The 22,203-nt window shown below is 35.5% G+C and carries 21 protein-coding genes; 9 read left to right on the forward strand and 12 right to left on the reverse strand.

The window, feature by feature from the left end; genetic code table 11:
* Positions 1 to 3: 3 nt before the first annotated feature.
* From ABH942_RS15620 to ABH942_RS15650, 7 genes are all read right to left on the reverse strand, one after another.
* Complete coding sequence (locus tag ABH942_RS15620; RefSeq protein WP_370033580.1) at positions 4 to 789, reverse strand: TrmH family RNA methyltransferase; 786 nt, start codon at positions 787 to 789, stop codon at positions 4 to 6.
* Positions 790 to 884: 95 nt separating this feature from the next.
* Positions 885 to 2,216, reverse strand: coding sequence for a DUF58 domain-containing protein (locus ABH942_RS15625; protein WP_370033582.1), 1,332 nt, complete (start codon positions 2,214 to 2,216; stop codon positions 885 to 887).
* A gap of 17 nt (positions 2,217 to 2,233) precedes the next feature.
* Positions 2,234 to 3,250, reverse strand: a complete 1,017-nt coding sequence (locus ABH942_RS15630) for an AAA family ATPase (RefSeq protein WP_370033584.1) — start codon at positions 3,248 to 3,250, stop codon at positions 2,234 to 2,236.
* 12 nt (positions 3,251 to 3,262) lie between these two features.
* A complete protein-coding gene (locus ABH942_RS15635) occupies positions 3,263 to 4,489 on the reverse strand; it encodes a DUF4350 domain-containing protein (RefSeq protein WP_370033586.1) in 1,227 nt (408 codons plus the stop codon).
* Positions 4,489 to 5,250: a DUF4129 domain-containing protein gene (locus ABH942_RS15640; protein WP_370033588.1), complete on the reverse strand. Its 762-nt coding sequence runs from the start codon at positions 5,248 to 5,250 to the stop codon at positions 4,489 to 4,491. The genes ABH942_RS15635 and ABH942_RS15640 overlap by 1 nt, the downstream gene beginning before the upstream one ends.
* Positions 5,243 to 6,196: a hypothetical protein gene (locus ABH942_RS15645; RefSeq protein ID WP_370033590.1), complete on the reverse strand. Its 954-nt coding sequence runs from the start codon at positions 6,194 to 6,196 to the stop codon at positions 5,243 to 5,245. The genes ABH942_RS15640 and ABH942_RS15645 overlap by 8 nt, the downstream gene beginning before the upstream one ends.
* On the reverse strand, positions 6,193 to 7,161 hold the full coding sequence (locus ABH942_RS15650) for a stage II sporulation protein M (RefSeq protein ID WP_370033592.1): 969 nt from the start codon (positions 7,159 to 7,161) through the stop codon (positions 6,193 to 6,195). Before ABH942_RS15650 ends, ABH942_RS15645 begins: the two co-directional genes overlap by 4 nt.
* Before the next feature lie 20 nt (positions 7,162 to 7,181).
* Here ABH942_RS15650 and ABH942_RS15655 point away from each other — a divergent pair, with 20 nt between their 5' ends.
* Positions 7,182 to 7,928, forward strand: a complete 747-nt coding sequence (locus ABH942_RS15655; RefSeq protein WP_370033594.1) for an RDD family protein — start codon at positions 7,182 to 7,184, stop codon at positions 7,926 to 7,928.
* A 211-nt stretch (positions 7,929 to 8,139) separates the two neighbouring features.
* Positions 8,140 to 8,742, forward strand: a complete 603-nt coding sequence (locus ABH942_RS15660) for a trimeric intracellular cation channel family protein (RefSeq protein ID WP_370033596.1) — start codon at positions 8,140 to 8,142, stop codon at positions 8,740 to 8,742.
* 1 nt (position 8,743) lies between these two features.
* Here ABH942_RS15660 and ABH942_RS15665 read toward each other — a convergent pair whose 3' ends face one another.
* Entirely contained in the window at positions 8,744 to 10,555 is a 1,812-nt protein-coding gene (locus tag ABH942_RS15665) for a gliding motility-associated C-terminal domain-containing protein (protein WP_370033598.1), read from the reverse strand.
* Positions 10,556 to 10,688: 133 nt separating this feature from the next.
* Here ABH942_RS15665 and ABH942_RS15670 point away from each other — a divergent pair, with 133 nt between their 5' ends.
* Genes ABH942_RS15670 through ABH942_RS15685 form a run of 4 tightly spaced genes read left to right on the forward strand, consistent with a single transcriptional unit; the run spans position 10,689 to position 14,799 of the window.
* On the forward strand, positions 10,689 to 11,666 hold the full coding sequence (locus ABH942_RS15670; protein WP_370033600.1) for a GNAT family N-acetyltransferase: 978 nt from the start codon (positions 10,689 to 10,691) through the stop codon (positions 11,664 to 11,666).
* The gene (locus ABH942_RS15675) at positions 11,663 to 12,760 is read left to right on the forward strand and encodes a DegT/DnrJ/EryC1/StrS family aminotransferase (RefSeq protein ID WP_370033602.1); all 1,098 of its coding nucleotides are present in this window, start codon (positions 11,663 to 11,665) and stop codon (positions 12,758 to 12,760) included. Before ABH942_RS15670 ends, ABH942_RS15675 begins: the two co-directional genes overlap by 4 nt.
* Positions 12,761 to 14,053: an O-antigen translocase gene (locus ABH942_RS15680; protein WP_370033604.1), complete on the forward strand. Its 1,293-nt coding sequence runs from the start codon at positions 12,761 to 12,763 to the stop codon at positions 14,051 to 14,053.
* 11 nt (positions 14,054 to 14,064) lie between these two features.
* Positions 14,065 to 14,799, forward strand: a complete 735-nt coding sequence (locus tag ABH942_RS15685) for a glycosyltransferase (protein WP_370033606.1) — start codon at positions 14,065 to 14,067, stop codon at positions 14,797 to 14,799.
* Positions 14,800 to 14,806: 7 nt separating this feature from the next.
* On the opposite strand, the gene ABH942_RS15690 is transcribed toward ABH942_RS15685, so the two are convergent.
* Entirely contained in the window at positions 14,807 to 16,471 is a 1,665-nt protein-coding gene (locus ABH942_RS15690) for a hypothetical protein (RefSeq protein WP_370033608.1), read from the reverse strand.
* A 3-nt stretch (positions 16,472 to 16,474) separates the two neighbouring features.
* Positions 16,475 to 17,623, reverse strand: a complete 1,149-nt coding sequence (locus ABH942_RS15695) for a glycosyltransferase (RefSeq protein WP_370033610.1) — start codon at positions 17,621 to 17,623, stop codon at positions 16,475 to 16,477.
* Positions 17,624 to 17,689: 66 nt separating this feature from the next.
* On the opposite strand from ABH942_RS15695, the gene ABH942_RS15700 reads away from it, so the two are divergent.
* On the forward strand, positions 17,690 to 18,760 hold the full coding sequence (locus ABH942_RS15700) for a glycosyltransferase (protein ID WP_370033612.1): 1,071 nt from the start codon (positions 17,690 to 17,692) through the stop codon (positions 18,758 to 18,760).
* Between the two features lie 3 nt (positions 18,761 to 18,763).
* Positions 18,764 to 19,162 (forward strand): FdtA/QdtA family cupin domain-containing protein, encoded by a 399-nt coding sequence (locus ABH942_RS15705; protein WP_370033614.1) that lies wholly within the window; start codon positions 18,764 to 18,766, stop codon positions 19,160 to 19,162.
* On the opposite strand, the gene ABH942_RS15710 is transcribed toward ABH942_RS15705, so the two are convergent.
* On the reverse strand, positions 19,153 to 20,097 hold the full coding sequence (locus ABH942_RS15710) for a glycosyltransferase family 2 protein (RefSeq protein WP_370033616.1): 945 nt from the start codon (positions 20,095 to 20,097) through the stop codon (positions 19,153 to 19,155). The two genes, ABH942_RS15705 and ABH942_RS15710, sit on opposite strands and share 10 nt — an antisense overlap.
* Positions 20,098 to 20,177: 80 nt before the next feature.
* On the opposite strand from ABH942_RS15710, the gene ABH942_RS15715 reads away from it, so the two are divergent.
* Positions 20,178 to 21,302 (forward strand): hypothetical protein, encoded by a 1,125-nt coding sequence (locus ABH942_RS15715; RefSeq protein WP_370033618.1) that lies wholly within the window; start codon positions 20,178 to 20,180, stop codon positions 21,300 to 21,302.
* Here the strand turns inward: ABH942_RS15715 and ABH942_RS15720 are convergent.
* Positions 21,299 to 21,982, reverse strand: a complete 684-nt coding sequence (locus tag ABH942_RS15720) for a cell division ATP-binding protein FtsE (protein WP_370033620.1) — start codon at positions 21,980 to 21,982, stop codon at positions 21,299 to 21,301. The genes ABH942_RS15715 and ABH942_RS15720 overlap by 4 nt on opposite strands.
* Positions 21,983 to 22,203 lie beyond the last annotated feature (221 nt).

Raw genomic sequence — 22,203 nt, forward strand, 5'->3', positions numbered from 1 at the left:
TGATTAAAATCCTCTTTGTCTTTTTGCTTCAAAAATCAAGATGGCCGCTGCAACAGAAACATTCATCGAGTCGATTGCTCCCTGCATTGGGATAATGATATTTTGAGTTGAATTGTCGCGCCATTCCTTTGTCAATCCTGTTGCTTCCGTTCCCACAACCAATGCGGTTGGAGTAGTGTAGTCTTGGGTATGGTAGCCAGTCGAATCTTGTAAAGTAGCGCAATAAATATTGATGTTTTTTTCTTTTAGGAAAGCGATAATCTCTTCGGTAGTTCCTGTTGCAATTTGGTTTGTAAACAGGCATCCTACGCTGGAACGTACTATGTTGGGATTGTATAAGTCGCTTTTTGGATTGGCGATGATCACGGCATCCATTTTTGCAGCATCGGCTGTTCTTAGCATAGCGCCAATATTTCCTGGCTTTTCAGGAGATTCAGCAATCAAAATCAACGGATTTTTACCAAGATTTAATTCTGAAAGAGAAAGGTTTTTGGATTTTGCTACGGCTAATATGCCTTCTGTAGTATCACGATAGGCCAGTTTCTGATATACTTCTTTGCTGATTTCAATCAATTCAGCAGAACCGGAAAGTTTTTTGGTGTCATTTTCGGAACTGATTTCCGGAAGGAATAAAACAGTTTCGATTTCATAGCCGCCTTTTTGAGCCAGTTCAATTTCTCTGTGGCCTTCAATTAAAAATGTTCCAGTCTGTTTTCGGGCTTTAGATTTTTCCTGAAGCAGTACTAGTGATTTGATAAATGGATTCTGAACTGAAGTGATTTGTTTCAAGATTCTGATTTCTGTATTTCTAAGCCGCTAAGGTACTAAATCATAAACCATAATCAAAAATCGCCAATCCCAAATCTAAAATCAGAAATCCCAAATCAAAGTATTCCCCTTGCCTTAATCTCCAAATATTTATTAATCGTGTCTAAAGTCAGGTTTTCAGGTTGTGTCAATACAGAATGGATTCCGTATTTTTTCAGCTCATTTACAATCAATCGCTTTTCGAATGCAAATTTCTCAGCAATTACTTTGTCATATACTTCCTGGACAGTAACGGCTTTTGAATTGATAATATCGTTTAATTCCGTGTTTTGGAAGAATACAACAACAAGCAGGTGGCTTTTTGCAATTGCTTTCAGGTAAGGAAGCTGTCGGTGCAGGCTGTCTAGCGTTTCAAAATTGGTGTACAGGATAATCAAACTCCTGTGGTTGATGTTTTTCTTTATATCAACATACAATCGGCTGTAGTCGCTCTCAAAAAAGTCGGTTTTGATGTTGTAGAGGCTTTCCAAAATCTTGTGCATTTGCGAGGAACGCTTTTCTGCCACAACACGATTTTCTACTCTTTTAGAGAAGGTAAACATTCCTGCCTTGTCCTGCTTTTTTAAGATAACATTAGATAAGACAAGCGTTGCATTTATAGCATAATCCAGCAAACTCAATCCGTTAAAAGGCATTTTCATAACGCGCCCTTTATCGATAGCCATGTAAATAGATTGTGATTTTTCGTCCTGAAACTGATTGACCATCAATGCATTTTTCTTGGCGGTCGCTTTCCAGTTTAGCGTACGGATATCATCGCCCTGCACATATTCTTTAATCTGCTCAAATTCCATCGTATGACCAATTCTCCTGATTTTTTTTACACCATATTGGAATAAATTGTTGGAAAAGGCCATTAGGTCATATTTTCTTAGCTGTATATAGGACGGATACGTCGGAACCATCTGGTTTTTGTCAAATGTAAATCTTCTGGAAACAAGCCTAAGCGGTGACATGGCATAAATATTCAGATTTCCAAAGACATATTCACCTCTCGAAGTCGGACGTAAGTAGTATTGAATATCATCTTGCGAAGAAGCCTTGATTTTTCTTTTTATTTCAAAATTACGAATCTGGAACTGTTCCGGAATTTCGTCTATAATTTTTACGCCAATAGGAAAGGTGTAATAGTTTTTAATATTGATTCCTATAGGATTCTCATCTCCATTTGACAATTTTTCGGGTGCAATACGAGTTCCATCAAGCCCGTTTTTGGCACTAAACAAAATCAATATGTCAAGAACCAAAAATGCCAAAAGCATCAGCAATAGATAACCCGCAGCGTTGTAAAGTGCCGGAAAAATAAAGGCAACGCAATACAAGAATGCCACGCCAATCAGCGCGTAAAAAAAGAAATTGTTGATGTATAATTTTTTGAGCAGTTTCAACAGGCGTAACTTTTAGATTATCTAGGAATTTCGATGGCTTCGATGACTTGTTTGATGATTTCTGTGCTGGTAATACCTTCCATTTCACGTTCCGGAGTTACGATAACTCTATGTTGTAATACCGGAATTGCAGCTTCTTTAATATCTTCTGGTGTTACGAAATCTCTTCCGCGGATTGCCGCATATCCTTTTGCTGCATTTAATATGGCAATAGACGCACGAGGCGAAGCTCCCAAGTATAAGAAAGCATTTTCACGCGTATTGACAACCAGTTTGGCAATGTATTCCAAAAGCTGAGGTTCTACGATAATCTGCTTTACAAGAGATTGGTATTTCTGGATTTCATCAGAAGTCAGTACAGTATGGATATTGTCTAGTTTTCCGTGATTTTGCAATTGGTGTTCTTTCTGGATGATAAGGATTTCTTCATCCAGTTTTGGGTAATCAATATTGATTTTGAACAAGAATCGGTCTAATTGAGCTTCCGGCAGGCGGTAGGTTCCTTCCTGTTCGATAGGGTTTTGGGTTGCAATTACTAAAAATGGAGCATCCATTTCGTATGTAATTCCGTCCATTGTAATCTGGCGCTCTTCCATAACTTCAAACAAAGCGGCCTGGGTTTTGGCAGGAGCTCGGTTGATTTCGTCAATCAAAACCAAATTAGAGAAAACAGGCCCTTTTTTGAATTCAAATTCAGATTTTTTCAAGTCGTATACTGAAGTTCCCAATATATCTGATGGCATCAGGTCAGGAGTAAACTGAATCCTGCTGAATCCGACATTTAAGGTTTTAGCGACTAATTTTGCAGTAATTGTTTTGGCAACACCAGGAACACCTTCCAGCAAAACATGACCATTGGAAAGAATGGCAACCAAAAGTTGGTCGATCATTTTGTGTTGTCCTACAATAACACTACTGATTTCAGACCTGATTTTTTCGATGCTTTCCTGCAGTTGGCTCAAATCAATTCGGGATTGAAAATTTACATTCTCAATTGGATTTTCATTCGGATTGTGTGCTATATTTTCTTCCATTTTGTAATTGGATTATGTTTCTTGATTGTTTTTTTCTTTTGCTAGAATTTTTTCAATGGCTGTATTCAAGGCTATAAGGTCGCTTTCAATACTTTGATGATAGCTCTTTCTGCGCTGATTGATAAGATGAATAACTCTGCGTATGTCTTCTGGTTTTTTACCGGACTTCTGCTGTAGCTTTTTTTCAAAGTTTTCATCCAGTACTGTCGTGTCCAGCAAATAATCGTTCCTTATTTTTTCAAGGAAATATATGATTTTCTTTTCAATTATGTTGTCATGGTTCCCTTCCTGAAAGTATAAATTCCCGATGGTCTTCGTAAAATCGACAGTAGTATTTTCTAAAGGTTTTATGATAGGGACGATTCGTTGTTTTCTTTTTGCATTGAATATGAAAAAAACAACTATACCTATCAAGAATATATACCATGCCGCTTTTAATGCGGGCTGACTCAAAAAATAACGCATAGGCGAATTGGAGAGAATTTCTCCAGACTGGTTTTTAAGTAGCCAGAATATTTCTCCTTCAGTATAGCTTAAGACTTTGGCTGTATATTCAGAACCATTGCCCTTTAAAAGATGGTAATTAGTAAATACGGTTGGTTGCGTATGTAGGTAAAATTCTCCTTTGCCGTAGGGAACTTTTATGAAATTGACCAGTTTTTCTTTTGAATTTTCATGATAGCCAAGAACTGTCGTTTTTAAAGTATCAATTTTTTCAAAGTATGAATTTCCGGCACCCACAGAGATGTCGTATTTTTTCTTGCCAAGATGCGGATTGGCTAGCATGGTAAAAATAGAATCTTTGCCCAGCCCCATGAATTTCATAGTATAGGAGAATTTTAAGCTGTCCTTCAATTTACTAGGAAAGGATTTCGCACTAATAAAAACCTTATTTCCATGTTGGGCAAAGTACAAAAGTTCCTGTGCTGATTCTTCATCAATCAGACATTGGTCTGAAATAGACAAGATGGTTCCATGCACCGTATACGTATTTACGAGACTGTCGTAGTCGTATTTTGGTTCAAAATATTCATAGGCAGTTTTTGTGATTCTATTCACTTTTTGCCCAAATAGGTCGGGAGCTTCTTTGTTAAAGACATACATCCCGAAAGGAATCTTGTCTGTGATGTCGTAAGTTGGAGACCAATTGATAGGTTTTGGACGGACTACATCAATAAAAACAATGCCTACCAAAAGCAGTACCAAAAACGCGATATATATTTTGATAGTCTTGTTCATTATAAAGTCTTGATTGTTTTTTCAAACGATTGTATTGCTTTGGAAAGTGTTTCTTCTTCAAGCTCAAATTCTCCATACCAGATATAGTTGTAGAGGTAGGAAAGATAAGCAAAGTCGTTCCTTAGCTTTTCGTTTTTTATTTCATAGAGATAATCGGAGTTTGTTTTTTCGGCATCCCATTCGATAATTTCTTTTGCAGCTAGTTTTTTTAGAAGCCACAAATAATAGTAGCGTATAACCAAACGGCTTTCACCCGTTTTTACAGCTTCTTTAATCAGTTTTTCAAAATCTACCAGATGAAGGTTCTTTTCAATTTCATCGTAATGAATGACTTTTTTGTCGGATGGTTTTCCAAATACCCATCGTCCTTCGTCATTCATGATTGCTTTTACTATAAGGTAAATCACGATCAGAATGATAATGACGGCTAAGATTTTTAAAATCAGCTCAATAGCTGTTTTAGAGGCTCCCTCATTGCCAATACTGAAAATTTTATTATACCAATAGGCGAGCCATTCCTTAAAACGTTCCCATGCACTTTTTTCTTTGACTTTGGTTTCATAATTAAAGTCAGGATCGTTGTATTTTTTTTTATAATCGGGAAACGAAAGGCTTTTTATTTTAGTAGTGTCAATAAGAATGTCTTTCTCGGAAAATTTTTGGGCTACAACAGTTGTATCCGTTTTGTTAACCGAAAGAGAGTCCTGTCCGAAAGCATTTAGGCAGAAGAAAAATAAAAATATGTAGAATAGTTTATTCAAAATTTGTTCCGATACTGTCAATTTCACCAAAAGTAGCTTTGTTCTCATCATGTTCTTTTCGGCTATAATAGATCATGCCTTGGTTTACGATTAATAAGTTGTTCAATATATAATTGGCTAAAATTACGGTTACGAATACGACAGTCATCAAAACTCCAAAAGTTGATAAGGCATCTTGGGTAGGCCCGGTTGTACGATCTCCAATGGATGTAAAAAGCATGACCATAGCAATCACATAAGGAATCATTGAAAATAGGGTTAACACGACTTGAATAATCATATACATGAGCATAGTAACCCCAACAATTGGCCAGAATTGCTTTTTTAAATAGCCTGCTGCATTGCCAAGTGAGGTAAAATAGCCGTTCTCAGTTGTCAGATAGTCATAGAATGTCAATGTAATCAGAGAGAAAATGGCAGGAAAGGCAATCATCATCAATGGAATCCCGATAATAATAAATGAAAGCAGTATCAGGACTGTGAATAAGATTGCTATTGCTGGAGTTATCACAAACAGTGAAATAATAAAAAATAAAAAGATCCTTCCCATTTTGGCTTTTAGGCCGTTTATTATTTCCGCAGTGCTAAAATTACTTCCTTGGAACTGGTCGTATTTGTCAAGATAAATAATAGGATAAGCAAAATTCAGCAGCGTAAGAAAAAGTGATAATAGTATGAATCCGATGAGCGACGCAATAAAGACACCTAAATTTTCATTAAAAAGCTCTTCTACAAAATTATATCCCGGATTGGTCTGATCTAGTGTAGAAAAAATAGCTTCAAAATAAATTTTCGAAAGGAAATAAATAAAAACGACCAGCAACAACAGGAAAATCCCGTTGAGAACGAAATAGTTTTTTAGGAAATGCTTTCCGTCTTTTTTGAAAAAAGAGAAAGTGTCATTAAGGTAGTCGTTAAAATTTCTTTTCTTGAATAAAGCGATCATTTGGCGGATTGTATTTTTTTATTGACTATAAAAGGAAAGATCAAGAAATAAAAAGAAATTAAAGATAGGGTAGACAAGATGATAAACACGTTTAGCCAATTAGGCATTTCGAGAGAATAACGGGTTACAAAACCTTCTAAAATTCCGGCAGCAATAGTAAAAGGCATTGTTCCTAATACTATTTTAAAGCTGTTTTTAAAACCTATTTTAAAAGAAGCCATTCTGGAATAGGTTTTCGGAAACAATAGGGAAGCTCCTAAAATAAAACCTGCTGCAGCTTCAATAACAATGGCAAAAATTTCCATAGAACCGTGAATCCATATTCCTTGTACACTTTCCCAAAAGACACCCTGCTCGTAGAAGAAATATTGAAAAGAACCCAGCATAATGCAGTTTCGGATCAGTATATAAAAGGTTCCAATTCCAGCAAAGACGCCAAATATAAAAGATAGGAGCCCTACATATAAATTGTTTAATGTGATTCCAATGGTCATGCCCCAATTACTTCCACTTTTGTATACCGCTACAGGATTGCCCTCTTTAATATTCTGTAGGGTCATATTGACATATTCGTCACCCATAATCAGCCGTACAAAATCGGGATCATATTTTGCTGAAACAACACCAATGGCTGTTGTCATGAAAAAAAGCAGGAATGCATATAGCACATACCTTCGATATTGATACACGATTAGCGGTACTTCTATTGAAAAGAAATATACGAACCAATTGGTTTCGGTTCTTTTGGTTTTGTAAATCTTTTGGTAAATCTGTGCGGCGAGGTAATTGAGATAGACAACTGTCTTGCTTTTAGGATAATAAGTTTGTGCATACGACAAATCGTTGACCAAATGTATATACAAACTGGCCATTTCATCAGGATTTTTTTTAGCTTTACCGAAAATTGCTTGCTCGAAGTCGAGCCATTTTTCTTTATTTTGCTTTATGAATGCAACTTCTCTCATTGGAAGCTAAAATATAAAATATGACACAATTATCTATAAATACGACTCAAAATGTCAATATTAATTTTACGGCAGCTACTATAGGTGATAGGATTTTGGCGTATATACTTGATTTTCTGGTTAAAGCGGCTTATGTGATTGTTGTATACTATATCTTTTTTTATGCCTTGGGAATCAATAAGCTCATGGATAGGATGGATGATAAGTGGTCACAAGCTTCAATACAAATTATGTTTTATTTGCCGGTTATTTTTTATTCGCTTATTCTAGAAAGTTTGCTTGAAGGGCAGACATTAGGCAAGAGACTGCTTAAAATCAAGGTGGTTAAAATAGACGGTTATCAGGCCTCTTTTGGAGACTATATCATGAGGTGGATTTTTAGGATTGTAGATGTCAGTCTTAGCAGCGGTATTGTAGGATTGGTTAGTATTATCGCAAGTGAAAAATCGCAAAGACTGGGAGATATGGCAGCGGGTACTTCAGTCATTACGCTAAAAAACAATATCAACATCAACCATACCATTTTAGAGGAAATCGATGTGAATTATGTGCCTACTTATCCTTTGGTTATAAAGCTAAGTGACAATGATGCCAGAATTATTAAAGAAACTTTCAATAATGCAAGGACAAATAAAGATTACCAGATGATTTCGAAGTTAAAGACAAAGATTGAAGATGTCACAGGAATCAGGAACCAATCAGGTAATGAGGAAGATTTCATCAAGACGATTTTGAAAGATTACAATTATTATACACAGAAAATGTAATATAAAGTTGATAGTTGATAGTGGGTAATGGATAGTTTATAGTTGATAGATGATAGTGGGTAATGGATAGTTTATAGTTGATAGATGATAGTGGGTAGTTTATAGTTAAAAGCCAGAAATCATAAGTCTAAAATCTAAAATCACAAATCTGAAATCTGAAATCATAAATCCTAAATCCCAAATCATAAATCAAAAATCCCCAAAACCAAATATGTTTTATCTTTTAGATATAATCGGAACTATGGCTTTTGCGCTTTCGGGCGCTTTAACAGCAATGAATAAAAGGCTGGATCCTTTTGGTGTTTTTATTATTGCCTTTGTAACGGCTGTTGGCGGCGGAACGCTTAGAGATACGCTAATTGGGCGTACACCTGTGGGATGGATGCGTGATTTAAATTACGTTTACTTTATCATAGCCGGCTATTTTCTTGCCATTATTTTCAGAAAGAAACTCGACAGGCTAAGAACTTCATTGTTTTTGTTTGATACGATAGGTTTGGGTGTTTTCACATTGATCGGGCTTGAAAAAGGATTAGCTACCAATCTTCATCCAATTATCTGTATTGCTTTAGGTACAATGACAGCTTGTTTTGGTGGCGTGACAAGAGACATCCTTTGTAACGAAATACCGGTAATCTTTAGAAGAGAAATTTATGCTACAATTTGTATCATAGGCGGAATCGTATTTTTTATCCTAAAACGCTGGAATCTTGATGATGACATTCTTTATGTGATAACTTCCTGTGTGATGATTACACTCCGACTTCTGGCAGTAAAATTCAAGTGGTATCTTCCGGCATTGAAGCAAGACTAAATTATCGGGTCAGGTATACATATCCTGTCAATGGTGTCTTGTAATCAGGGTCGTTTAGATCAAGTATGTAATAATAAGTGCCATCCGGAAGATTATTCCCGATGATTTCGATGCCTTTGGTTGCCTGGCCCCGCCAGTTTTCAGTATTGTTATTTCCTGTCCAAACTAAAGTGCCCCAACGGTTATAAATGGAAAGCTGGAAGTTGACAAAAATATCTCTCAGTCCTCTTATAAAGAAAAAATCATTCCATCCGTCTTCATTAGCCGTTACAGCATTATAAACTGTTGGCGGACAGTTTTTAGTGTCCAGGAAAAAAGAAGTAATGCTATAGCAGTTCTCATCTTCTATTCTTACGAAAATCTCTTTTGGTGTAGTAGAAGCGATGTAACGGTTTGTATTCAGGATTGGGTTTTGGTTTGCCTGGGCCTCTTCTTGGGAATTGAAAAAATGGACAATGTGGTCTGGATCCACTTTTACAATTTCTTCGTAATGTGAAAAATCGAAAGTGCCTTTTTTTAGCCCTTCATTACAGGCGATAATTTTGTCCAGCAGATTAAATTCCGGCGAAACGAGTAAAGAAACAGAAACAGAAAAGTCATTATTTGTTTCGTTTAATTCGGTTACGATCCCGGTACCGTTTCCGGTATCATCCACCACGAATTTTAAGGTAAAATCATTTGGAATTTCATCGGGTATCGTCAGGTAGATTGTATCGCTGTAGCTACCGCCGATAGGAATTGGAGGTACGGTCAGGGTTTGTTCAATCAATGTTCCGTCAGCATAGATTGCAATCGGGACTTCTGCTCTTAAAGGATTTGTACTATCAAGATTGTATACCGTGTAATCTACAATAATCCGTCGTGAATTGCACTCTAAAGTTACATTGTCTATAGAAATTGTGGCATCGGGAAGTTGATTGTTCAGTTTGGTAAGTATGGTACTAATCATGACAAAATCCTGTTCCGATATAAGCTGGATTTCTACAGATTCATCATGGATCTGGATGTAATTCTGGATTTCATATACATCCAAATCCATATTGTACAGGGTTCTGGAATTGGTAAATGAATTGGTGCCGTTAAAAGCATTGTTGGGCGGATTTAGGGCATTACTCAGAATATGTCCATTAATCTTTAAAGATTCTGTAAATCCGGGAGTTGGAAGATTTACATCACCTTCCCATGCAATAAATCCTATTTTTGATCCGGCATTGTCGATTACATTTAGGCTGTTCAATGTCAATGTCAGATGAGTCTGTGTCCTTGAAACACCTTGGAGTCCATCGTATATGTTGATCTGATTCAATGGAAGACTTTCATTTTTATAAATGATCACAATAGCCCAACCTGCAAAATTGGTACGATTGTTACAATAATGGTTCGCATCTAAAAAAGGAGAAACATCTAAATCGGATAATGTATAGTTTCCATTTCCTGTAGAAAGTATTTGGGAAGTAACATCTGTAAAAGCACAGAAATAATCAAGGTCGTTTTGGAAGAAAGCAAAATTCCTTTCGGAAGTGATAGGAACACCGTTTAGGACTACATTAAAGTCGCCAGTTCCTGAACCTGCCCAATACAAATAGGCTTTTTCGATCATATCAGCACTTCCCAGATTTAAGGAAGCAGAAGAAGATGTCGTGATAGTACAAAAATTATTGAGGTTGTTTTCGGAAGTATTTAATGTGTTTCCAACGATAGTAAAATCATAACGTCCGTTAAATTGCCGAAATAAAGCTACATCTTGTGCAAAAGCTACACAAGAGAAAAAGAAAAGGACAACAAAAAATTTAATTTGTAGTTTTAGATTCACCCGATAATCAATTGAAAGTTATAAAGATACTATTTATTTACAATAGAGTATGTTAACAAAATAAAATTAGCGTTACGGAATGGCCTAATCATATTCAAAAAATTAGTACTTTTCCAAAGCATAAAAATAAGCTGTGAGAAACTATACTGTAAGGAAATATAGAGCTGAAGACTATCATGATTGGAATGCCTTTATTGCTAAAGCCAAGAATGCTACCTTTTTGTTTCATAGAGATTTTATGGAATATCATAGTGATAGGTTCCACGATTATTCACTGGTAATTTTGGATGGTGAAAACTGGATTGCTGTTTTACCTGCAAATGTAGTTGGAGATATCGTTTTTTCACATCAAGGCCTGACCTATGGAGGTATTGTTTGTGATGCAAAAATGAAGCAATCAATGATGCTTCTGATTGTCAAAAACGTGTTGCAATATCTTGAAGCTGACGGAATACTGAAGCTCCATTTTAAGATGATGCCGTCAATCTATTTTGACTATCCGTCAGACGAACTCAATTATGCTTTGTTTTTGACAGACGCAAAATTAACCCGGCGAGATGCTTTGTCTGTTATTGATAATTCCAAACCACATAAGATTTCCCGAGCCAGAAGAGCTTGCGTACGCAGAGGGCAACAGCTAGGTCTGGTCATCAAAGAAGAACCTAATTTCAGGCTATTCTGGAATGAAATCCTGATTCCAAATATTTCTGCAAAACATGATGCCAAACCGGTGCATACCGTAGAAGAAATTGAAAAGTTGCATCGGCTATTCCCGGAAAATATCCGGCATTTTAATGTGTATTTTGAAGGTAAAATTGTTGCCGGGACGACCATTTTTATTTCTAAAAACGTAGCCCATCCTCAATATGTATCGGGACAAAATGAAAAAAATGAATTGGGTTCGCTCGATTTTCTCTACAGCCATTTGATTCTTGAAGTATTTAAGGATAAAAGATTCTTTGATTTTGGAATTTCAAATGAAGAAAATGGACGAAAACTCAACGAAGGACTTATTTTTTGGAAGGAAAGTTTTGGAGCAAGGACACTTACGCAAGATTTTTATGAAATCACTGCTTCCAATTATGACAAGCTAGATAATGTTTTGATATGATAAAATTTCTGGATTTAAAAAAAGTAAATCAACCTTATGAGCAGGCTTTCCAAGACAGGTTAAAAACTATCATGGACAAAGGTTGGTATATTTTAGGTGATGAAATCAAGGCATTTGAAACAGATTTTGCCCACTATTGCGGGACGAAATATTGCATTGGAGTTGGAAACGGACTGGATGCCTTGGTGCTGATTCTTAAAGCGTACATACAATTAGGGAAAATCCAAAAAGGAGATGAGGTTATCCTACCGGCAAATACATATATCGCCAGTATTTTGGCTGTACTTCAAGCCGACTTAGTGCCGGTGTTGGTGGAGCCTAATCTGGAAACATACAATCTTGATCCGGAAACCATCGAAAAAGCCATTACACCCAAAACAAAAGCAATTCTACCAGTACATCTTTACGGACAATTGGCTCCGATGAAAGAAATTAATGCAATAGCAAAACAAAATAACCTGCTTGTTATTGAAGATGCTGCGCAAAGTCATGGAGCTGTCTTAGATTCAAAGAAAGCAGGAAACTGGGGCGATGCTGCTGCATTTAGCTTTTATCCGGGAAAAAATCTGGGAGCTTTGGGCGATGCAGGTGCTATCACGACAAACGATGATGCATTGGCAAAAATGATTTTTTCAATCCGGAATTACGGTTCAGAAAAAAAATATGTCCATGATTATATTGGCGTAAATTCTCGTTTGGACGAGCTGCAAGCAGCTTTTTTAAGTGTAAAACTGCCAAATCTGGATGCAGAAAACGAACTAAGAAAGAAGGTTGCAGAACGTTATCTGGCAGAAATCAAAAATGATAAAATAAAACTGCCGTTCTTTGACGGTTCACAAAATCATGTTTTCCATCTTTTTGTAATCAGGACGGAGCATAGGGAAGAATTCCAGGATTATCTGTCAGCAAATGCTATCCAAACCTTAATTCATTACCCAACGCCACCACATCAGCAAAAAGCGCTTTCCTACATGAGCAATTTGTCATTTCCCATTACGGAAAAAATCCATCGTGAGGTTTTGAGCTTGCCTATAAGTCCTGTTATGACAGATGAGGAAGTAGGATATGTAATTGAAATAATTAATAAATTCTAATTGGTTTCTATAAAAAAAATAGTCGAATCTTCACTATTCAAGGTAACTTCTTTGAATAGTATCAGCGTCATCATAAAACTTCTGATCGGTATATTATCCTCAAAGGTAATCGCTATTTTTTTAGGAGCTCCGGGTATGGCTCTGGTAGGGAACATGCGAAACTTTTTTACTTCAATCGAAACCGTTACTACCTTGGGTTTCCAGAACGGAATTGTAAAATATACTGCTGAGAATAAAGATGATGAAATCCATCTCAAAAAAGTAATTTCTACAATTTTTATAACCTTACTGGGTTCTTCTGTATTTTTCGCTTTGGCGCTTTTTGTCTTTAGTGAATTTTGGAGCAATCAGGTTTTTGGAAATCATAATAACTATGGTTTTGTCATTTCAATTTTGGCCCTTTCCATCCCATTTTATGTCATGAATGTTTTTCTGACAAGCGTTTTGAATGGTTTCGGAAAATTTCATAAAGTAATCTATATCACTATTTTCGGAAATATAATCGGATTGATGGTTTCCGTCATTTTGATATGGAGGCTGAATATTGCCGGAGCACTGATTTCAATTGCCGCCACGCCTGCGTTGCTTTTGATAGTTACCTATTTGTATTTCAGGTCGCTAATGAATATGCGGGAATATATCCATTTCCGGTACTTTAATTTTGCCGTCATCAGAAATCTATCTTCGTTTTCGCTGATGGCTTTTGTGTCAGGATTCTTTGGTCCGTTGGTTTATCTGACAATCAGAAATAATGTCATCCAAAAGTTAGGAGAAGAACAAGCCGGATATTGGTCAGCAATGGAAAGGATTTCTTCCAATTACCTGTTGTTTATTTCCACTTTGCTAACGGTTTATTTCCTTCCAAAACTTATATTGGCAGCTACTAATCAGCAGACAAAGAATGTTTTTTATAGTTATTATAAAACGATTTTTCCACTTTTTATTTTTGTAGCCGCAATTATCTATATATTGAAAGGATTTATTGTGAAATTCCTTTTTACAAAGGAATTTTCACCGGTTGAAGATCTGTTTCAATGGCAGTTGATTGGTGATACATTCAAAGTTGCCTCGATGATTCTTGGATATCAATTTTTTGCTAAAAAAATGACGGTAGCTTTTATTGTTACAGAACTGATATCTTTAGGGATTTTATATACTTCCAGTATGTTTTTTATTGGTGAATATGGTATTAAGGGTATTGTTATGGGACATGCTTTTACTCATGCATTTTATTTTTTGCTGTTGGGTGTTTATTTCAAAATTAAAATGAAACCCGCCAGCGGTGTCATCTAAACAAGACTAAAATGAATCAAACTCTTTTTATCATACCATTTTATAATGAAGGAAAAAGAATTTCTTTTGAGGAATACCTACAAATCATGGGTGCTTCAAATGAAATAGATTTCCTATTGATAAATGATGGGAGTTCTGACGATACTTTGGATGTATTAAACAGGCTTTCGGAGAAATTAGAAAACTGTACAGTTTATAGTTTATCGCAAAATTCAGGCAAAGCTGAGGCGATAAGGCAGGGAATTTTAAACAGCGAGAAAGAATACGAATATATCGGTTATCTCGATGCCGATTTTTCGACGCCAGTTTCTGAGATGATAAAGCTATTGAACTATGCGAAAAAAAACCGGCATTTAAATATTATTTTAGGGAGTAGGGTAAAGCTTCTCGGAAATCAGGTCGTAAGATCGCAGGCAAGGCATTATTTTGGACGAATCTTTGCTACGATAATCAGTAAAGTCATTTTGCGTGTTCCGGTTTACGATACCCAGTGCGGAGCAAAAATTATAAAAGCAGACATAGCAAAAAAACTATTTGAAAAGCCCTTTTTAACCCGATGGATTTTTGATGTTGAAATGCTATTGCGCTATAAGATTACCTATCCTGATTTTTTGATAGCGGTTAAGGAATTTCCGCTGGAAACCTGGATAGAGAAAGGAAACACCTCTATAAAATTAAAAGAGTTCCTTGTTTTTCCATTTCAAATTTTGAAAATATACTTCCATTACGATAAAAGAAAAGCGTAGTGTTTTTTTAATGAACGGATTTCCTTATGATAACTGGGAATGCTTCGTTTTTTTCTTGTGTATTGAAGATAATAAAGTGTTTTGTTTCGTCTATTTTTTTGAAATTTTTATAGATATAAACAGCAGTCACGCTAAAATCGGCTCTATTTTCAAACATATATTCTTCGCCTTCCAAAAAGCTTTTTTCCAAGAAAACCACATTTTCTTTTTGTGCTGCAATCTTTAAGATACGTTCAGGGTCTCTATTGATCTCATTATTTGTAAGCCAATCTGCCGGCAGTAGACTTTGAGTGTTGAAAACATAATGAGCCATAGGAAAACTTGGAGCGACAATATAATTGTTGCCGTACTTTTTGATTAAGGATTTAAGATCAAGCAATTTATCCCTGTTATCCTTATTGGTCATAAGATATTTTAGCTTAGGCGAAACATCGGCAAGCGAATAGTTTAATTCTGAAATAGGTTTCTCTCTATACGGTTTTAGATTTAAAGAATAAGCTAAAACTAGAATGATACTTCCGGCAATGATAAATACTTTTTGGTTGTAAACTTTATCTAATTTCTCAGTAAATAAAACAGTTATTGATACGATGATTCCGGTTGAAAAGAAGATTGGATAGTTATATCCCATACTTATAGAGCAGCTCCATGCAATCAAAAGTGACAACAGGATTGGGATGTAATAGCTAAAGTTCTTTCTATCTTTTACGATTTTACTGATTACAGCAAAAGAAGCTGAAAGCATTGCAATCCTTGAAGCAAATAAAAATTCTCTGAAGAAGCATAAAGAAAGAGCAAAAACAAGCAAGACAATTGATAAGTTTTTTAAATATTCAAGAGTACCCAACGTTTTACGCTTTGGGAAATAAAATAATAAAAAAGCGGATATAATAAGCAGGGGAATAAAAATAACGATTTTAGGGTAGGTTATTATATAATCCAGAAAACCCGAAAAAAGGAGATCTTTAAAATGGGTTTGCCCGGTTGTCTGCTCTAAAAATTCATGAATCGATGAGGTATAAGCAACCCAGGAAAGGAAAAGCAGGAAAAAGAGAACCAGATAGAAAAAGAAAAGCAGACCCTTTTTTATTCCTTGCATACCAATTATGGTGAAAAGAAATCCAATAGGAATTAAATAGAATGACTGTTTTGTGAGACTTGCCATGAGACAGAAAAAAGTTATTGCCATGAGCTGCCATCCATTCGATTTCGTATTCAATGAAAGGATATACAATGCAATAACAGCGAAGAGCAAACCGTCGGTTGTAGGCCAAGGATAGGCAGTAAAATTTAATAAGGAAATGACAAGTCCTAGTATCATTAAAGCCCATTTATTAAACTTTATTTGTTGCGGATAAAAATTAGTAAAGCTCTTAACCGCTAAAAACACCTGCAAAGCAAACAATAAATAATTTGTGACCTTTATAAAATAAAACTGACCGATTTCAGGAAGGATTTTCATGAAAATTGCCTGAAAATATAATGTTGAAGGAGGAGCCTTATAAACAAAATCTTTATATACATCCTGCCCATTTGCAATTCGCCATGAAAAACTCGGGATATATCCCGTGTCCCAGGTTTCAAAGCCATATCTTGCCGTGAATAAGCAGTATACTGCCAGAATCAAGAAAAATAAACTGCGATAAATAGTATTGGCTTTAATTGTCTTCATAAGTTAGTTGTTGGAGGTATTCCAGCCTTCAAGGTATTTTTCTGCGATGGTAATAAAATAGTGCTCTTTTTCGATAAATTGTCGGGCCTGTTTTCCTATCAACGCTAATTCTTCCGGGTTTTCAATCAAAAAAGAAAGCTGTTTCACTATAGATTCAACATCGGGCAATGCATTGATGGCCACGGTGTCTGATAGCTGATAATACTTCTGGAATTCAGTTTCGGCTCCGGTAAAAACAACTTTTCCTAGTGCCATAGCTTCCAATGCATTATAACCCTGGTCGAACGAATAAATCTGGTCGAGGATAATATGTGCCGAACGTATGTGTTTTTGGTATTCATCATAAGGTAGGCTATTGACAATCTTAATTTCGACCTTGTCGCTATATTTCGATTCTATTTTTGCTAATGCCTCTAAGAAAATAGAACTTCCCTTTTTTACTGCGCTATATTTGTTGATACCATGGAAGATGATAATTTTTGAGGGAATTTCCATAGGTATAAATTCCAACTTGTCCGTATTTATAGGATTTGGAATAAATGTAAAATCAAACCCGGTCTGCTCCAATGGAATTTTATAATCGAGATCTGATGCAAATAATCCATCGCAATTTGCTTGCAGAAAATCAAAGAGCTTTCGCTGCTTTGGGTTTGCGTAATTAAGCGTATAATGATAATATTTTTTGTTATCAGGGTTCTCAAAATAAGGTGTAAGTACTGAATACTTCAAATTGTTTTTTAGCAAGACATCAACAATTGGAGTTTCGTCACCACATACTAAAAGGAATTTTTTTTTGTTTTGGGCAAACAGTTTTTTGTAAAGCCTTTCAGCCGTTTTAGGATAGGTTTCTATAGCATTGGAATTAATCAGCTGGACGACATCATAATCCTTTAATTTTGGCAAAAGCTTCCGAAACCGGAAGGCTCTTTCATAGGCTTCAAAGTCCAAACGAAGCAATTTCTTAGTAACCCTGTTACAGAAACGAAGTAATGCATTATGAGACACTAATGTTGAGGAGATTGAAAAATCAACAGGATATTTTTTAAAATCATCTCCGGTACCCACAATATGCACTTCATGTCCTAAAGCGGTAAGTCCTTCCTTTAATGAATTGTGTAACCGGCTGAATTCTCCAACGAGTAGAATCCTCATAATTGTTTATATTTGTTTCAAAAATAATTAAAAAAGTAGCAACAGATGCATCAAACCAAAATATGTTTGATAGGAATTACTCTTTCAAATGGTGGCGCACAAAAGATTCATGCTATTTTGTCAAATTTTTTTTCCAGCAAAAACATAGAAGTACATAATATTGTCATATTGGATGAAGTAACGTATGATTTCTCAGGAAAATTGCTGAATTTGGGCAAGTTAAAAGATAAAGAAAACGGAGTTTTAAATAACTTAAAACGATTTCTGACCCTGAGAAAATATATCAAAGAAAACAATTTTGACTATATTATTGATGTCAGGACCAGAAACAACCAGGTCAAGGAGTTTTTAATTACCAAATTTGCTTACAAAGCCCCCTATATACCTATGATCCATAGCTATAATACAGATTGGTATTTTCCTGAAAATGGTTTTTTAGCAAAGAACATTTTTTCAAATGCCTATGGTATTGTTTGTGTATCAAAGGAAATTGAGAAAAAAGTCAGTGCCAAATACAAATATAAAAACCTGAAAACAATCTATAATCCTCTTGAAATTGATAAAATTGTATCGTTGTCAGAAGAAAATATAGATTTAGAATTTGAATATATTTTCGCGGCAGGTAGGATGGTCTTTGATAATAATAAACAATTTGATAAGATGATTCAGGCGTATGCAGCATCCAGGCTTCCTGCCCAAAATGTCAAATTGCTGCTGCTTGGAGACGGGCCGCAAAAAGAATATTTGCAAAAATTGGCGAAATCCGAAAAAATGGAGGATAAGGTAGTCTTTTTGGATTTCCAGAACAACCCTTTCAAGTTTATGAAATCGGCAAGGTTCACCATCTTGACAAGCAAAAATGAAGGATTGCCAAATATTATAACCGAATCGTTGACTTGTGGTATTCCTGTTGTAGCATTTGATTGCAAGTCGGGGCCGGGAGAGTTGATAGAAAATGGCAAAAATGGTCTTTTGGTAGAAGATCAAAACTTCGATGCCTTTGTTAAGGCAATGAATGAAATGAATGAAAATGAAGCATTGCGGGCAACCTGCAAGGAAAATGCGTTTGAAAGTATAAAACGCTTTTCAGTAGAAAAGATAGGTGCCGAATGGCTTGAATATTTAAAAATAAAATAGGTAATGAATATTGAGATTATTGAAATTCCTAAGATAGAAGATTACAGAGGGAATATAGCCGTCATTGAAAATGAAGTAGTTCCTTTTGATATTAAACGTGTTTATTATCTGTTTGATGTGCCCAGCAGTTCCCATCGTGGAGGCCATGCACATAAAACATTAATACAGTTGCTGATTCCGTTGTCAGGAAGCTTTGACGTGGTATTGAATGACGGAAAGAACAATCAGGTAATAACGCTTAACAAACCCGATAAAGGTCTGCTGATAAAACCTACGATATGGAGAGAATTAGGAAACTTTTCGTCTGGAGCCGTATGTCTTGTTATTGCTTCGGAAGTGTATCAGGAAGATGACTATATAAGAGAGTTTGACGAGTTTATAGAATACGTAAATCAGTCATAAATTGATACAAGGATATTTTTACGCTCCAGGTATTTTTTAAAGGCATAGAATTTTTGGGCAAGTAGGGTAGGCATAGCCATCACAATCTTTGCTTTTAAAGGAATATTGGCCTTATCAACAGATTGGATGTAGAAGTTATATGTTTTTGTATCGCCAGCCAATTTATGTTGAATTGCAAAAAAAACTCTATGGAGATCGAGGTATTTCTTTAGTGAAACATTCTTTTTTTCTTCCTCTTTAAATTCATCCAATCGGGCATACGAACGTCTTAAGGTTTTTTCCAATGAAATTCTGTTTTCAGCATCAAGCACATGTCTTGAGGAAATTTCATTGTCAAACGCCACATCATAGCGTAAGGCAAGACGAATCCATAAATCGGTATCTTCACCGGCACCTAACGTAATTGTTGTTTTAAAACCGCCTATTTCATTCAATACCGCCAGTGGAACGGCAACGGCAGAAGTCCAGGCTATCCGGTCAATATAACTCGACTTAAAAAAATCCTTTACGATTCCTTTCCACGGATAAGAAGGAATATCGATATGTTTGGGCTTTATTATCTTATCAGCATTAAAAAAACGCTCATAATTAGTGCAGTAAAGACCACACTCCGGGAACATTTTATACAGATTGGACAATTGCTCTAAATGGTTTGGAAACCAATAATCATCAGCATCAAGAAAAGCAACCAAAGTGCCGGATGCTTTTGATATCCCATAGTTTCGTGCTTTAGAAACGCCTTGGTTTTCTGTAGAAAATAGTTTAATTCTGGTATCGCTGATTTCTAAGGCTCTCGATTCGCTTAGATCAGTTGACCCGTCATTTACCAAAATAACCTCGAAATCGCTAAATGTTTGGGACAATAAGCTGATTAACGTGTTTTTAATGCTGTTTTCCTTGTTGTATAAAGGTATGATAACGGAAAAAAAAGGCATTGTTACGAGATTATGAGGTTTTTGTCAAAAGTACTTTTTTTATTGAAATAAGCCTAAAAACTGTATTTTTGTTTTTATCTATGCAGAAGAAAGAACTTCATATTGTTAGTTTTGATAACCCATTTCCTCCAAACTATGGAGGCGCAATTGAAGTTTTTTATAAAATAAAAGCACTGCACGAAATAGGCTATACAATTTACCTGCATTGCTTTGTGAATTCAATTCCCCAACAAACTCCGGAATTGGATGCCATTGTTTCAGAAGTATATTTCTATAAAAATTCACATAACTTATTTTATCTTTTTTCAAAAATCCCATTTTCGGTACTTTCCAGAAATAACAAGGAACTTTTGAATAATCTAAAAAAAAATAAAGCACCTATCTTATTTGAAGGCTTAAAGACGGCTTATTCTTTTGAAAATGAAGATCTGAAAAGCAGAATAAAAGTTGTCCGATTGCACAATCTGGAGCAAGATTATTTCAAAGGAATTGCTGTAAGTGAGAATAATTGGATCAAAAAAGCATTGTACTTTCTTGAAAGCAAGAAATACGAATCGTATGAAAAGAAATTACAATATTTTGATCGGGTTTTGGCACTATCCAAATTTGAAAATGAATATATAAATTCAAAATTTCACAACTCCTCCTATATTCCTGTCTTTCATGGAAACGAACAGGTGGAAATTGTAGAAGGATTGGGTAAATATGCTTTTTATCATGGAGATTTAAGAACTTCAGACAACCGAAAGGTCGCAAAATATCTTATTGAAGTTTTTAAAGAAATGGATTATAAGCTAGTGATTGCTTCAGGATCAAAAGAAAAATGGGTTAAGAAGCTGATTGGGAATGCCCCAAATATAGAATTTGTGTTTTTAAAGGATTTTGAAATGCTAAAACAGCTTTTGGGCGAGGCACACATCAATTTAATCCTTTCTTTCCAAAGATCCGGCACAAAGCTGAAATTGCTAAATTCTTTATTTAGAAGCCGCTTCTGTATTATCAATGAAAATATTATTGATGATGAAATCGTTTCGGATTTCTGTGTGAAAATTGATTCAAAAGAAAAATTAATTTCCCAAATCAATTTATTGAAATCAAAACCTTATACGGGTAGCGAAACTAAAAAAGCAGTCCTTGAAAAATATTTGGACGATAAAAAGAATGCCCAAATTTTGTCAGGAATCCTGCAAGATTTAAATCATTAAACCGTTCTCTGTACTACTTCAAAAACAGAGCCGCTATCGCATTTTAAGGTCTTGGAAGGGAATTTCATCAAAAGCGCATAATCATGCGTTGCCATGATGATTGTTTTTCCGTTTGCGTTGATATTTCGCAATAATTCCATTACTTCCACACTGGTTTGAGGGTCAAGATTTCCGGTAGGTTCGTCGGCCAATATGATTTCAGGATCATTAAGCAAGGCTCTTGCAATGGCAATTCGCTGCTGTTCGCCTCCAGATAGCTGATGCGGCATTTTATTGGCAAAGTTCTTCATACCCACTTTTTCCAGAACTTCCTCTATCTTGACCTGCATTTCCTGTTTGTCAGTCCAGCCGGTAGCTTTCAATACAAACATCATATTTTCCTGTATGTTTCGGTCTGGAAGCAATTTGAAATCCTGGAATACGATACCAATTTTACGTCGTAGGTAAGGAATGTTTTTTTCTTTGAGTGTCGCCAGGTCATAGTCCACAATACTTCCTTGTCCTTCCGTAAGTGGAAGATCAGCATATAAAGTTTTCATGAAACTGCTTTTTCCAGAACCGGTTTTTCCAATAATATAAAGGAATTCACCATGTTTCACTTCAATATTTACGTTCGATAAAATGAGGTTTTTCTCTTGATAGATATTTACGTTTCTTAAAAAAAGCACAGGTTGCGACATAGTAATCTTGTTTATGTTGTAAAAGTAATAAGTTAACGTGCTTTATCAAAATTAAATTGCAAATGGTTGTTTTTAATTTTTGCAGGCCGTATTCTTTTGAGTTTCAATAATCCGGAGCTGAAAGCGAATAAAACTTCAAAATGTTAAAAAAGATGTTTACAATAAACACAAAAGAGCTTCCGTTATAAACTTAAGAATGATATATTTGGATATTAAACAAA

This window comes from Flavobacterium sp. 28YEA47A, assembly GCF_041262125.1.
GTDB lineage: Bacteria > Bacteroidota > Bacteroidia > Flavobacteriales > Flavobacteriaceae > Flavobacterium.